At 64.7% G+C, this 12,385-nt stretch carries 12 protein-coding genes; all 12 read right to left on the bottom strand.

Going from position 1 to position 12,385, the window contains the following annotated elements:
• Positions 1 to 17 precede the first annotated feature (17 nt).
• From IVB13_RS20550 to IVB13_RS20605, 12 genes are read right to left on the bottom strand one after another with little or no spacing between them, the layout of a single operon-like run.
• Complete coding sequence (locus IVB13_RS20550; RefSeq protein WP_007593031.1) at positions 18 to 866, bottom strand: MBL fold metallo-hydrolase; 849 nt, start codon at positions 864 to 866, stop codon at positions 18 to 20.
• A 41-nt stretch (positions 867 to 907) separates the two neighbouring features.
• Positions 908 to 1,792 carry an amidohydrolase family protein gene (locus tag IVB13_RS20555; protein WP_247370694.1) on the bottom strand — a complete coding sequence of 295 codons (885 nt, stop codon included), beginning with the start codon at positions 1,790 to 1,792 and terminating at the stop codon, positions 908 to 910.
• Positions 1,789 to 2,910, bottom strand: a complete 1,122-nt coding sequence (locus IVB13_RS20560; protein WP_247412970.1) for a VWA domain-containing protein — start codon at positions 2,908 to 2,910, stop codon at positions 1,789 to 1,791. Before IVB13_RS20560 ends, IVB13_RS20555 begins: the two co-directional genes overlap by 4 nt.
• On the bottom strand, positions 2,907 to 3,788 hold the full coding sequence (locus IVB13_RS20565) for a MoxR family ATPase (RefSeq protein WP_018458729.1): 882 nt from the start codon (positions 3,786 to 3,788) through the stop codon (positions 2,907 to 2,909). Before IVB13_RS20565 ends, IVB13_RS20560 begins: the two co-directional genes overlap by 4 nt.
• A gap of 7 nt (positions 3,789 to 3,795) precedes the next feature.
• Positions 3,796 to 4,815 (bottom strand): molybdopterin cofactor-binding domain-containing protein, encoded by a 1,020-nt coding sequence (locus tag IVB13_RS20570; protein ID WP_247338708.1) that lies wholly within the window; start codon positions 4,813 to 4,815, stop codon positions 3,796 to 3,798.
• Between the two features lies 1 nt (position 4,816).
• Positions 4,817 to 6,412, bottom strand: a complete 1,596-nt coding sequence (locus IVB13_RS20575) for a molybdopterin cofactor-binding domain-containing protein (protein WP_247412971.1) — start codon at positions 6,410 to 6,412, stop codon at positions 4,817 to 4,819.
• An 11-nt stretch (positions 6,413 to 6,423) separates the two neighbouring features.
• Entirely contained in the window at positions 6,424 to 6,900 is a 477-nt protein-coding gene (locus IVB13_RS20580) for a (2Fe-2S)-binding protein (protein ID WP_085350838.1), read from the bottom strand.
• 5 nt (positions 6,901 to 6,905) lie between these two features.
• The gene (locus tag IVB13_RS20585) at positions 6,906 to 7,724 is read right to left on the bottom strand and encodes an FAD binding domain-containing protein (RefSeq protein ID WP_247490198.1); all 819 of its coding nucleotides are present in this window, start codon (positions 7,722 to 7,724) and stop codon (positions 6,906 to 6,908) included.
• On the bottom strand, positions 7,721 to 8,170 hold the full coding sequence (locus IVB13_RS20590; RefSeq protein ID WP_018458733.1) for an SRPBCC family protein: 450 nt from the start codon (positions 8,168 to 8,170) through the stop codon (positions 7,721 to 7,723). The genes IVB13_RS20585 and IVB13_RS20590 overlap by 4 nt, the downstream gene beginning before the upstream one ends.
• 5 nt (positions 8,171 to 8,175) lie before the next feature.
• Complete coding sequence (locus IVB13_RS20595) at positions 8,176 to 8,613, bottom strand: SRPBCC family protein (RefSeq protein WP_247393709.1); 438 nt, start codon at positions 8,611 to 8,613, stop codon at positions 8,176 to 8,178.
• 9 nt (positions 8,614 to 8,622) lie between these two features.
• Positions 8,623 to 11,526, bottom strand: coding sequence for a flotillin family protein (locus tag IVB13_RS20600; protein WP_247490200.1), 2,904 nt, complete (start codon positions 11,524 to 11,526; stop codon positions 8,623 to 8,625).
• 25 nt (positions 11,527 to 11,551) lie between these two features.
• On the bottom strand, positions 11,552 to 12,385 hold the full coding sequence (locus IVB13_RS20605; RefSeq protein WP_018458736.1) for a phosphoenolpyruvate hydrolase family protein: 834 nt from the start codon (positions 12,383 to 12,385) through the stop codon (positions 11,552 to 11,554).

The following is a 12,385-nucleotide window of genomic DNA, read 5'->3' on the forward strand; positions in this document are numbered from 1 at the left end:
GGTCGATCCTCTGGCGTCTAGGCCGGAAACCAGTTGCGCTGGGGCAGAGACTGCACGACCGGCCCAGGCACCTGGTCGTGCAGCCGGCCGACGACGTTGCCGCCTTCGATCTTGGCGGGGCGGTCGTGGACCGGCAGCAGATAGCGCGAATTGCTGAGCAGCTTTTTGATGGCGGCCTTCTCGGCCCGCTTGGTGGTGCCGTGGTTGCCAGTGGTGCGTGGCTCCCAGTCGTGGATCTCGTTGAAGGGCGTCACGATCTGATCGTTGAAATCGTAGATCACGTCGCCGCAGATGGTGGCGATGCCGTCGGCGGTTTCGACGATGATGTTCATCGAGCCCTCGGTATGCGCATTCGCAGCGTCGCAGTAGACGCCCGGCATCAGCTCGATGGGACCTGTAATCTCGAGGTCGAGAAAGCGCAGCGCACTCTTGGTGTGCAGACGGTCGATCAGATGCTTGATATCCGGCGCCGGATATTGCGGATGCATCAGGCCGGACACGGAATATTCAAGCTCCCGGCGGTTGAGGACGACGGTCGTGTTCATCGGAAACAGATCGTCCTTGCCGGCGTGGTCGATGTGCAGATGGGTGTGGCAGACGAAACGCACATCGCCCATCCGCACGCCGTGCCGCGCAAGCTGGTTCTCGATCATGTGCTCGTGATACTGCAGGCCGCGCATCCCCAGCGTTTCCATGATCTGGTTGGAACGGTAACCGGTGTCTACCACGACCGGATACTTGCCGCCGAGGATCAGGAAACCGAGGGTGAGGACGCGGCGGGTGCGGCCGCAATCGCGGCCGAGAACCAAAAAGCTCGATTCCAGCTCAATATCGCCATAGTCCAAAATCTTGATCTCCAGCGGCATTCCGTCCCTCCCTGTGTCCGTTCTCGTTGTTTCCTCGGCGCTCAGAGCCGATAGACGCGCATAGCGGTGGTCTTGAAAATGGCTTCGCGCTGATCATCGCGTAGCGGCGCCGCGGCGGCACGGAATGCATCGATCAACGCGCGATAGCTGGTCCACAATTTCTCGATCGGAAAATTCGAGCCGAACAGGCAGCGTTCGGCGCCGAAGATCGCAATCGTATCGGTCAGGACGGATGCGACATGCGCGGGGTCGTTGCGGTGGATGAAGGTTCCGAGCCCCGATAGTTTCGACACGACGTTCGGGCATGCGGCGAGGCGGGCCATCCCGGCGCGCCACGCGGCGCGGCCTGCCGGTGAAAGGTCCTCCAGCATGCCGGCGTGCTGGAGGATAAAGGTCACCTTAGGGCAGGATTCCGCAAGGCGCGCAGCGTCAGGCATCTGTGGCGTGAACACCTGAAGGTCAAAGCTCCAGCCATAATCCGCAAGGCGGGCGATATTGCGCTGGATCACGGGATCGGTGCAAAGGTCCGGCCGCGCGGCAAAGCGATAAAGCGGGTTCTCGTGCCAATGCAGTTGCATGCGAACGCCGCGTACGAGGGCATAGCGCTTCAGGCGGTCGAGCTGTGGACGCACGTCGTCCACCGAAAAGTCGGCGTAAGCTACGATGGCATGCGGCCAGCCGTGCTCCTCGGCGGTCTGCTGCACCCAAGCGGCCTCGTCCTCGAAGCGGTCATTGGCCCAGTTGGTCTGGACATAGACCGAGCGGGTAACGCCGCTGCCCTCGATGTCGCCGAGATATTCCTCGATCGGGTAATCGCGCCGGATCGGCTCGTATGGACCGAAGATGCGCGGCTGCATCGGACCCACCAGCCAGGGCAGGTCGGTCTGGCGCCAGATATGATGGTGTCCATCGACGACGTCGGTCACGCAACTCTCCTTTGTCCCAGCGCCAGCACGTGCGCGACGATCGACGCGCTCGAGCCACCATCGACGAGGTCGTCGACGAAGCGTTCGATCGCGACCAGCGCTTCGGTCTGCGGGCGAAAGTCGGGACCAGACGCGAGCGGCGTCAGCCAGCTCACGCGCCACGCACGGCGCGATAGTTTCGCGACCGCATCGCGCAGCGCATCGGGTTCGCCCCGTTCCAGGCCGTCGGAAACGATGATCACGGCAGCGCCCCGAGCGTATCCGCCGAAGCGGGGCACGGCGAGAAAGGCCTGAAGGGCGTCACCGATTCGGGTGCCGCCGTCCCAGTCGCTGACCGCATGGGCCGCCGCCCTGAGCGCCTGCTCTCGGCGTTTGAGTCGCAACGGGCGGGTGATGCGGGTCAGCCGCGTGCCGAAGGTGAAGACCTCGACGTTGGGCGCCGCCTGCACCAACGTGTGCGCGAACTTCATATTCTCTTCGGTGCGGGTCTTCATCGAGCCGGAGACGTCAATCAGAAGCAACACCTTGCGTGGGCGCTGCCGCCGCTTCAAACGCCCCATCCGGAGGATTTCGCCATCGCTGCGAACGGAGTCGCGCAGGGTGCGGCGCAAATCCGCGTAGGGTCCGCTGCGAGCCCGCATGCGGCGATGGCCGCGCCGCTTCGGCAGGCGCCTCGGCGCCTCGCGGGACAGCCGGCGCAGCGCATCGGTGGTCGAGAGCTGCGCAAAGCGGCGCTCGACCAGGGCTTCGGCGCGCGCAGCTGCGAGACCGGACTCGTTGGCCTCGTCCGACAACAGCGGCTCGTCGTTTCCACGGGCCTCCTCTTGCAGCCGAACAGTCTCGTCGTCCTCACCGTCATTGACGCGGTCGATTGCCTCGTTCCCGCGAAAATGCAGATCGAACAGCCGGTCGAACGTTGCGCGACGCTCTGGTGGAGGGGCTAGTGTTGCGAGGGCTGCCTGCCGAATGTCCTCCAGGCTGCGGGGACCGAGCAACTGGATTGCGGCCAGGAACGACGTCGTCTGTTCCGGTGCGACGGCAAATCCGTTCGTTCGCAACAATCCGACGAACGAGATGAATACACGCGCAGCGCGCGGCAATTCGGGTTCGGCGCTCATGCAGAGGCCTCCGCCAGCAGGGCATCGAGGCGCGGCGAAATGAAGTGCAGATCCTCCTCGTCTTTCAAGGCAACGCCGATCGAGCGCCTGAAGGCATCAGGCCACCGTGCGCCGCCCTTGTGCAGCAGCGTGGCGGCCTCGGCCCAGTCGACGGCCTCGGCGATCCCGGGCGCCTTGCTGAGTGGTTCGCGTCGCAGCTTCTCGACGGCGGCGACGACGGCCCGCGCGGTGCCCTCGGCGACGCTGGAGGCCCGCATCATCACGATGCGCGCTTCGCGCTCGGCGGAGGGATAGTCGATCCAGTGATAGACGCATCGCCTCCGCAACGCTTCATGAAGATCCCGCGTGCGGTTCGAGGTCAGGACGACAACCGGGCGCTCAGAGGCGCGAACCGTACCGCGCTCCGGAATCGAGATCTGGAAGTCGGACAGGAACTCGAGCAGGAAGGCTTCGAATTCTTGGTCGGCGCGGTCGATTTCGTCGATCAGCAGCACAGTTGAGTCAGGTGCGCGCAGCGTCGCCAGCATCGGTCGCTCGATTAAAAACGTTTCGCCGTAGATGTCGACGCTCTCATCGCCGGCCTGGCGGATTGCGAGCATCTGGCGCGGATAGTTCCATTCGTAGAGTGCGGCAGATGCGTCGATGCCTTCGTAGCATTGCAGGCGGATCAGGCGGCGGCCGAGGACCGCGGCAATGGCTTTGGCGGCCTCGGTCTTGCCGACGCCCGGCGCGCCCTCGAGCAGCAATGGCTTGCCGAGTGCCAGCCCGAGATAGGCTGCGGTCGCCAGTCCCTCGTCGGCAAGGTAATAGGCTGCCCGAAGCGCTTTCTCCAGTGCCTCTGGGCTGTCGATGCCGACGATGTTGCTGCGGACGGCCATCGAGACCTCAGCGCCGCGCCTGAGGGCGCGCGCCGCCCTCCTTGATCGCGCGCAGCACCTTCTCCGGCGTAATCGGCAGATCGTCGATGCGCACGCCGACGGCGTTGAAGATGGCGTTCGCAACCGCCGGCAATACGGGATTCGCGCACATTTCGCCGGGCCCCTTGGCGCCGAAGGGGCCATCGGGAGCGGGGCGTTCCAATACGGCGATGTCGTGCGGGCAGATATCGCCAGGACCGGGCATGACATATTCGACGAAGTCGCGAGGGCCGTGGACCGGGTCGGGATAATAGGGTTCTGGCGTCTCGTAGAGCGCGTGACTGACGCCCATCCAGGCGCCGCCGACGAGCTGTTGCTCGACCAGGCGCGGGTTGAGCGCACGGCCGAGCTCATAGGCAGAATCCATGCGGATCATCGTGACCTCGCCGGTCTCGTCGTCAACCTCGACCTCGGCGACGAGACAGGCATGGGCGTAACAGGTCGCCGGCGACATCTCGCCGGTTTCCGGATCGACATTGGACAGAGGAACCAGGAAGATGCCACGGCCGGCGATGGTCTTGCCTTGCTTGAACTGCGCGGCGATGGCGACGTCCTTGGTGGAGATCGAGCGGTGCGGCGCGCCCTTGACGTGGATGTTGCCACGCCCGTCGGTTTCAAGATCGGCGGCGTTGACCTCCAGTTCCTCCGCGGCGGCCTCCATCATCACGCCGCGGGCCTCGCGCGCCGCCGCCATCACGGCATTGCCGACGCGATGGGTGCCGCGCGAGGCGAACGAGCCCATGCAGTGCGGGCCGGTGTCGGAATCGGCGGTGTCGACATAGACGTCCTCGACGGGCACGCCGAGCGTCTCTGCGCAAATCTGCCGCGTTACCGACTTCATGCCCTGGCCGAGGTCGATCGAGGATAGCGCCACGGTGAACTTGCCGCTTGGATTGGAATGAACCAGGGCTTGGCTGGGATCGCCGCCGAGGTTCATGCCGATGGGATAGTTGACCGACGCGATGCCGCGTCCGCGATGTCGGGTCATCTCAACGTCTCCTGGTGCCGAACACGGATGAGAAGCGGCCCGCCCCATGCGAGGGCGATGCCGGCCGCGGTGGCTGCGGCGGGGGCGGAGCGGGTGGTGGGGGCTCGCGCGGCGGTTCCCGTAACCCGGCCGTCGGCAGGCGATCATAGCTCGTGCGCTGCTGCGCCGGCGCAGCTGTCCTCGCGGAGGTGTCGGAAGGCGTCCGCGGGATGGCGGCGCGGCTGCCGCCACCGTCCTTGCGCGAGGAGGCGCGCTTGAACTCGTCGCGGATCGGCCATTTGGCTTTCTCCGCGGCGACCTGGACGCACTCGATCAGCGCCGTGTTCTTGGCCTCGCGCCGATGCGCCTTCATGTCGCCGTCGCGATAGGCATTGAGAATGCGGAACTCCATCGGATCCATGCCAATGAGATTCGCGAGCTTGTCCATCTGGCACTCAATCGCAAAATCCATTGCGGTGACGCCGAAGCCGCGCATCGCGGTCGCCGGCGTACGGTTGGTGAAGACGCAGTAGACGTCGCCATAGACGTTCGGGATGGTGTAGGGCCCTGGCAGGTGGGCTGCGCATTTCACGGCTGCATAACTGGAGAGCCGCGTATATGCGCCGCTGTCGAAATATGCGCGGATCTTTCTCGCGACGACCCGGCCATCGCGCATCACGCCGTCCTTGATGTAGATGCGCTCGGCGCCGCGCGGCGGGCCGTATTGCATCTCTTCTTCGCGTCCGAACACGTAGCGCACGGGACGTCCCGTTAGCATCGCACCTAGGATGCATAAAGGTTCGGTCAGCGTGTCCACCTTGCCGCCAAAGCCGCCGCCGACGGTGCCGCCGATGAAATGGAAGGTGTTGGAGGGGACGTCGAGAATCTTGGCGCAGGTGTCAACCGAGAAGAACAGCGCCTGCGTCGACGTATAGACGACATAGCGACCGTTGGTGTCGGGCGCCGCGATCGACCCGTTGGTTTCAGTCGGCGCGTGCTCGATTGGTGACATCTGGTAGCGTTGTTCGAGCACGTGATCGGCAGTCGCGAGTGCGGCATCGGCATCGCCGAAGCGGAGCTTTTGGTGGTCGTATCTGTCGTGATAAATGAAGGCATTCTTCGGATAGGTATCGTTGACGACGGGCGCGCCCGCCTTCAGCGCATCTTCCACGTCGAACACGGCCGGCAGCGGCTCATAGTCGATCCGTACCTTCGCAATGGCCTCAAAAGCCTCGCGCTCGCTGTCGGCGACGATGGCTAGGATCGGCTCACCCTTGTAGCGGACCTTGTCGACGGCCAGCGACGGCTCGTCGTCCTTGCCGAAATTGATCAGGCTCAAAAGTGTGTTGAGGTTGCGGGGCACGTCCGAGCCGCGGATGATCCGGCGCACGCCGGCTGAGCGTTCAGCGTCGGTTGTGTCGATCCGCCGGATCCTTGCGTGCGAATGGGTCGAGCGAACGACTTTCAGGTGCAGCATGCCCTGGAGCTTGTGGTCGTTGAAATAGCTCGATGTGCCCGTGACATGGCCGAGCATGTCCTGGCGCTGTGTGCCCTTGCCGATCTCCTTGAGATCGTCGTCGCGCTCGTCGGCGAAAATGTCTTTGCGCAGTTCCAGCATGATCTGGTCCTTCAGGCGCTCACCCGGCCGCCGGAGGCAGCGAGGATGGCGTTGATGATCGGCTCGTAGCCGGTGCACCGGCAGATGTTGCCGGAGATCGCCTCGACGACTTCAGCGCGGCTCGGGGAGGGATTGCGATCGAGCAATGCCTTGGCAGCCATCAGCATGCCCGGCGTGCAATATCCGCACTGGGCAGCAAAATTCTCGGCAAAGGCGCGTTGCAGCGGATGGAGGTTCGGTCCCTGCTTCAGGCTATCCAGCGTCTCGACGGAGCGGCCCGCGACCGTCTCGGCCAGCGTCAGACAGGAGAGATGAAGCTCGCCATCGATCAGAACGCTGCACGTGCCGCAGCCGCCCTGGCCGCAACCGAATTTCGGCGTTATGTCGCCGATCAATTCGCGGAGGGCGACGAGCAGGTTGGTGCCGCCATCGACGAAAATGGCGACCTCGCTGCCGTTGTGACGAAATTGCAGGGCAGTCTTGGCCATACGATCTATTCCTGACCCAAGAGAAGACGACGCAGATGTACGCCGACGATCTCGCGGCGATACCAGGCGCTGCCGAGCGCGTTGTCGGATGGCGATGTTCCTTCCGCGGCTGCGGAGGCTGCGGCCGCAACGGTCGCGGCATCGAGCGATCGGCCTTCCAAAGCGCGTTCGGCCGCCCGCGCACGTATTTGCGTCGGCGCCATCGATCCCAATGCAATTCGTGCCCCGGCGATCCGTCCGCCACTGATTGGTAGATGTGCGGCGAGCGTGATGACCGAGCCGCCTTTGGGCTTGATCCGCGCGATCTTGCGGTAGCGGAAAGCCTCCGGGCTTGTCGGTCGCGTGCAGGACACCGACAGCACGAGCATGCCCGCCTGCCTTTCACGCGACTGCAAAAACTCCTCAATTGGAATGTCGCGCGATCCAAAGCCGCCTTGCAGGGCCACGGTGGCATCGAGCGCAAGCAGGGCGACGGTGAAATCGCCATAGGGATTAGGCGCAAACAGATTGCCGCCCACCGTACCCATGTTGCGCACCGCCGGGCCGCCAATCGAGCGGGCAGGGGCGTGCAGGAAAGCGAGGTCACGCTCGCCCAGAATCCGGGCGAAAGTTACGCCAGCACCCAAGGTGATCCGCGGACCAGATGGGTCGATGCGCGTCAAGGCTTGGTCATTGGCGCGCACGATGGTCGAGAGCGAGATATCGCCTTCGTTCAGAGCGCGCATCACGAGCGTGCCGCCACCGAGATAGCGAGCGGTGCGATCGGACGACAGCGCGGCGGCGGCCTCGCTCGAGCTTGCGAAGGTCTTCACCGTCACAGTCATGTTGACACAGCCTCCTTGAGGTGTCGGCGGATCGCTACGAATCCCGCTTGGTAGATATCTTCCGCGACCATGTGGGTGATACGATCCTTGTCCTCCGGCCGCGTCGAGAAGCGCGATTCCCAGTGCCAGAAGGTACGGTCGCCGTCCGTCACGGGCAGCAGGCGGACGTGGGCTACGTAGTTGAACATCGGGACCGGCGTATCGAGCAGGCAGTAGCTGAAGGTCTGCTCCAGATCCGACAGCGTCAGCAATTGCTCGCGCAGCTCCGAGCCGTCCTGCAGCTTGAACCGCCTGACGCAGCCGATCTTGTCCGAGGCCTGCGCCCGCTCGATGGTGGAGGCCGCGACCGCCGGATGCCAGCGATCGTGCCCGTTGAAATCGCGCAGCACCGCCCACACGGACCCGGTCGGCGCATCCAGGATCGTGCTCTTGACGATATGCGGCACTGCGCTCAGCCTCCGAACTGGCGTTTGAGGGCGTCGAAGCCGCCCTGGAACACGCCGCCGCCGATATTCGCGACAAGCTCCGCCTCCCGCTCGGGTGCGCATTCGAACTCAGCGGTCCATTCCATGAAGGTCTGGTCGCCATCCGTGACCGGCGTCAGCCGAAGCGTCGCGACGTAGTCCTCGACCCCCATCGGGGATTCGAGGATCGAGTAGGTGCAGAACATGTCGTAATCGGACAGGCCAAGCAGCTTTTCCCGGATGCGATCGCCGTTGCGGAGGCGAAAATCCCTGACGCAGCCGATCTTGTCGGAGGGCTCGCCACCCTCGATGCGGCTTTCCGCAATCGCGGGATGCCAGTTCGGCAGACCGTTGAAGTCGCGTACCCGCGCCCAGACGCGATCGTTGCGTGCGTTGACGACGGTTGAGACGTAGACGCGGGCCATGGTGCGACCTCAACTCTTCTTCCGGGGGCTGCGCTCGGCGGGCGGCTCGCCGTCGGCTGCAGGCGAGGGTGCAGCGGCTGGCTTCTCGCCACCGCCGCCGCTCTTGCGCGCGGAGTCCTTGATGCCCTGCATGTCGCGAGCTTCCCGGATCAGGCCTGGCATCTTGGCGAGGCTGCCGCCTTCGACGCCGATGTCCGCCAGGAGCGAGTCGATCAGCGGCGCCTGGACGCGGTAGCGCAGCGCCGAGTCGATCACCTCGTCGGTGGCGCTACGGCCGCCATTGCCGCCATGGCCGTTGCCGTTGAGACCATCGACTTGCAGGATGCGGATGCCCTCGATCTTCTCCATCGGCTTGACGCTCTCACGGACGATGCCCTCGATGCGGTCGAGCAGCTTTCTACGGAATAGCGAGTAGCGCGCCTGGTCGGTCAGCACGTTCTCGGCCTCGTTGAGCATACGCTGCGCCTCGGCCTCGACTGCAGCGCGGATCCGTTCGGCTTCCGCGGCAATTCGCGTCTCCTCGGCCTGCTTCTCGGCGATCAGGATCTCCACGGTCTTGCGACGCTTCGCGATCTCGCTCTCGCGCGCGGTTATGACGCGCTCGGTGGCTTCAGTGGCATGCACCCGCGCTTCCTCAGCCGAGGTCTTGGCCGCGGATTCCTCCAGCGACTTGAGGTGGATAGCAATCGCCTTTTCCATCAAGACGGTCTCGACCTCCTTCTCGCGATTGATTTCGAGCTTGCGCAACTCGCGCTCGCGGCCGATGCGGGCCTCGTCGAGGCCGCGATCGGAGGCGATGCGGGAGCGCTCAACCTCTTCCCGCGCGGCAATCTCGGCTTCCTGGAGCGACTGGACGCGAGCGACTTCGAGCTGTTCGATCGAACGGCGGCGCTCGATTCGCGCCGCCTCCAGCGCATGCTCGCGCGAGACGTCGGTGGTCTCGACCTCCTTGCGCGCGACAATCTCGGCCTGCCTGACCTGGCGGTCGGCGTCGATGCGCTCGGACTTCTTGGTCGAGAGCGCGATGACGCGGTCCTCATCCGCGATCTCGATCGCCTTCTTGTGCTCGATATTGAGGACTTCGCGCTTCTTGGAGGACGTGATCCGCTCGGCCTCGAGCGCGAGATCGACGCCGATGCGCTGGCGCTCGATGGCGTCGCGGCGCTTCAACTCGGCCGCCTCGAGCACGGCTGAGCGCTCGATCTCGAGCGCGCGTGTGTCACGCTCGGCCTGGATACGCTCGGCTGCAACGGACTTCTCCTGCGCGATCCGGGCGGCTTCGATGGCTTCCCGCGAGGCAATGTCGGCTTCCTCGACGGCGCGGTTGCGGGCGATTTCCAGCGACCGCACGCGCTCTTGCTGGGTGATGCGGGCAGCTTCGGTGGCTTCGCGCGCCGCGACCTCTGCGACTTCCAGCGTCTGATTTCGCTCGATTTCCAACTGCCGGGTATTCTGCTCGACCGCGATGCGCTCGACGGCGAGCCTGTGCTCCCGGTCGATTCGCGCCGCCTCGACCGCGCGCTGCGCCTCAATCTCGGCTTCCTGGATGTTACGCACCTGCTGGATCTCCAGCGCACGGGTGCGCTCATCGGATGCGATGCGCTCGACATTGACAATCATGGTCTGGGCGATGCGGGCCTTTTCGGTCGTCTCGCGGGCAGCAATCTCGGCTTCGTCCACGGCGCGGGTCCGGTCGATCTCGCGGCGCCGGGTCTCCTCTTCGTTAGCGATGCGGGCGTCGGTCACGACGCGGTCCTGCTGGATACGCGCTTTCTCGATCGCTTCGCGGGCGGTGATCTCGGCTTCCTCGACGGTCCGCATCCGCTCGATTTCGCGCTGGCGCACCTCGCGCTCGGAAGCGATGCGGCTGGTATCGATCGAGCGCTGGTTGGCGATCCGGGCTTTTTCGATTTCCTCCCGTGCGAGCAGTTCCTTCTCCTCGATGGTGCGGGTGCGCTCGATCTCCCGCTGGCGGGTCTCACGCTCCGAGGCGATACGGGCTTCGGCGATCGCCTGGTCGTTGGCGATTCGCGCCTTCTCGATGGTTTCACGGGCGGAAATCTGCGCCTGCTCAGCTTCGGTCTCGCGCAGGGCCCGTTCGCGTGCGACCTCGGTGCGTTGCAGGGCGCGGCGCATCTCGATGTCACGCTCCTGTTCGAGGCGCGCCGTCTCGCTTTCGCGTTCGATCTCGAGAGCCTGCCGCTCGGCCTCCAGGTTGCGGGAGCGGATCTTGATCATCGAATCCTGCTCGATGTCGTTGCGCAGTTTGCGCTTGGCCTCGATGTCCTCCATCAGGCGGGTCAGACCTTCGGCGTCGAAGCGGTTCGAGGGGTTGAAGAATTCGAGATCGGTCTGGTCGAGATCGGTGATCGCGACTGATTCCAGCTCGAGCCCGTTCTGGGCGAGGGCCTCTGCGGCGTTCGCCTTGAGGCGGGCGACGTACTCACCGCGCTGCTCGTGCATCTGCTCGAGGGTCATCTCCGAGGCAACGGAACGAATGGCCGAGATGAATTTGCCGGCGAGGAGGGCGTGGAGCTGTTCGGGCTCCATGGTGCGGCGGCCGAGTGTGGCGGCCGCGATAGACACGGCTTCGCGGGTCGCCTGCACGCGGACATAGAAATCGGCCTCGATGTCGACGCGCATGCGGTCACGGGTGATCACGGCGTCCTGGCGGGAGCGCACGATGCCCATCGGCTGCACGTTCATGTTGACGGGCGTGTAGTCGTGGATGAACGGCAGCACGAAGGCGCCGCCGTTGATCACAACGCGCTCGCCGAGCAGGCCGGTCCGGACGAATGAGGTCTCCTTGGACGAGCGGTGATAGAGCCAGTTCACGATGTAGACGCCGACCACGATCACCACGACGGCGACGATCAGCCAGAGGATCAATTCACCGACCAGAGTCCCTGACATGTTTCTCTCCCTCGACCTTTCGGCGTTATCGCGCGCCGATCGCCTTGAATTTGCGAACCTGATCCGTCAGCGCCCGCTCGACCGGCAGCCGTTCCATTGAGGAGGCGCCGTAGAAGCCGTGGCAGTTGCGTGTGTTCCTCATGATGAAATCGGCATCGTCCGGATCGGAGATTGGTCCGCCGTGAGCGAGCACCAGAATGTCCGGATTGACGCCGAGCGCGGCGGAGGCCCAGGTGTCGATGTGCGCTGGGCAATCGGTCAGCTTGAGTGCGGTCTGCGCGCCGATGCTGCCCCCGGTCGTCAGGCCCAGATGACAGACGATGATATCCGCGCCTGCGATCGCCATCGCGGCAGCTTCCTTCTCGCTAAAGACGTAGGGCGTCGTCAGCAGGTCCTTCTCGCGCGCCTTTGCGATCATGTCGATCTCGAGGGCATAGGACATACCGGTCTCTTCGAGATTGGCGCGGAACACGCCGTCGATTAGGCCGACGGTCGGAAAGTTTTGTACGCCAGCGAATCCGAGCGCTTTCAATTGGTCCAGGAAAAGATCCATGTCGCGGAACGGATCCGTGCCATTGACGCCGGCGAGCACTGGCGTCCTGGTCACCACGGGCAGCACTTCGCCGGCCATCTCCAGCACGATGGCGTTGGCGTCGCCGTAAGCCATCAATCCCGCGAGCGAGCCTCGGCCGGCCATGCGGTAGCGGCCGGAATTGTAGACGACGATGAGGTCGACACCGCCGGCCTCCTCGCACTTGGCCGACAGGCCGGTGCCGGCGCCGCCGCCGACGATGGGCTCGCCGCGCCTTGCCATCTCGCGGAAGCGATTCAACAGTGCAGCGCGTTCAAACCGGGCCAT

The organism is Bradyrhizobium sp. 17 (genome assembly GCF_023073515.1).
GTDB classification, from domain to species: domain Bacteria; phylum Pseudomonadota; class Alphaproteobacteria; order Rhizobiales; family Xanthobacteraceae; genus Bradyrhizobium; species Bradyrhizobium canariense_D.

Excerpts from the sequence above, each read along its gene's own strand:
- IVB13_RS20550 (WP_007593031.1), bottom strand. The coding sequence starts at position 866 with ATGCCGCTGGAGATCAAGATTTTGGACTATGGCGATATTGAGCTGGAA.
- IVB13_RS20560 (WP_247412970.1), bottom strand. The coding sequence starts at position 2,910 with ATGAGCGCCGAACCCGAATTGCCGCGCGCTGCGCGTGTATTCATCTCG.
- IVB13_RS20565 (WP_018458729.1), bottom strand. The coding sequence starts at position 3,788 with ATGGCCGTCCGCAGCAACATCGTCGGCATCGACAGCCCAGAGGCACTG.
- IVB13_RS20570 (WP_247338708.1), bottom strand. The coding sequence starts at position 4,815 with ATGACCCGACATCGCGGACGCGGCATCGCGTCGGTCAACTATCCCATC.
- IVB13_RS20575 (WP_247412971.1), bottom strand. The coding sequence starts at position 6,412 with ATGCTGGAACTGCGCAAAGACATTTTCGCCGACGAGCGCGACGACGAT.
- IVB13_RS20580 (WP_085350838.1), bottom strand. The coding sequence starts at position 6,900 with ATGGCCAAGACTGCCCTGCAATTTCGTCACAACGGCAGCGAGGTCGCC.
- IVB13_RS20585 (WP_247490198.1), bottom strand. The coding sequence starts at position 7,724 with ATGACTGTGACGGTGAAGACCTTCGCAAGCTCGAGCGAGGCCGCCGCC.
- IVB13_RS20595 (WP_247393709.1), bottom strand. The coding sequence starts at position 8,613 with ATGGCCCGCGTCTACGTCTCAACCGTCGTCAACGCACGCAACGATCGC.
- IVB13_RS20600 (WP_247490200.1), bottom strand. The coding sequence starts at position 11,526 with ATGTCAGGGACTCTGGTCGGTGAATTGATCCTCTGGCTGATCGTCGCC.
- IVB13_RS20605 (WP_018458736.1), bottom strand. The coding sequence starts at position 12,385 with ATGGCCCGGTTTGAACGCGCTGCACTGTTGAATCGCTTCCGCGAGATG.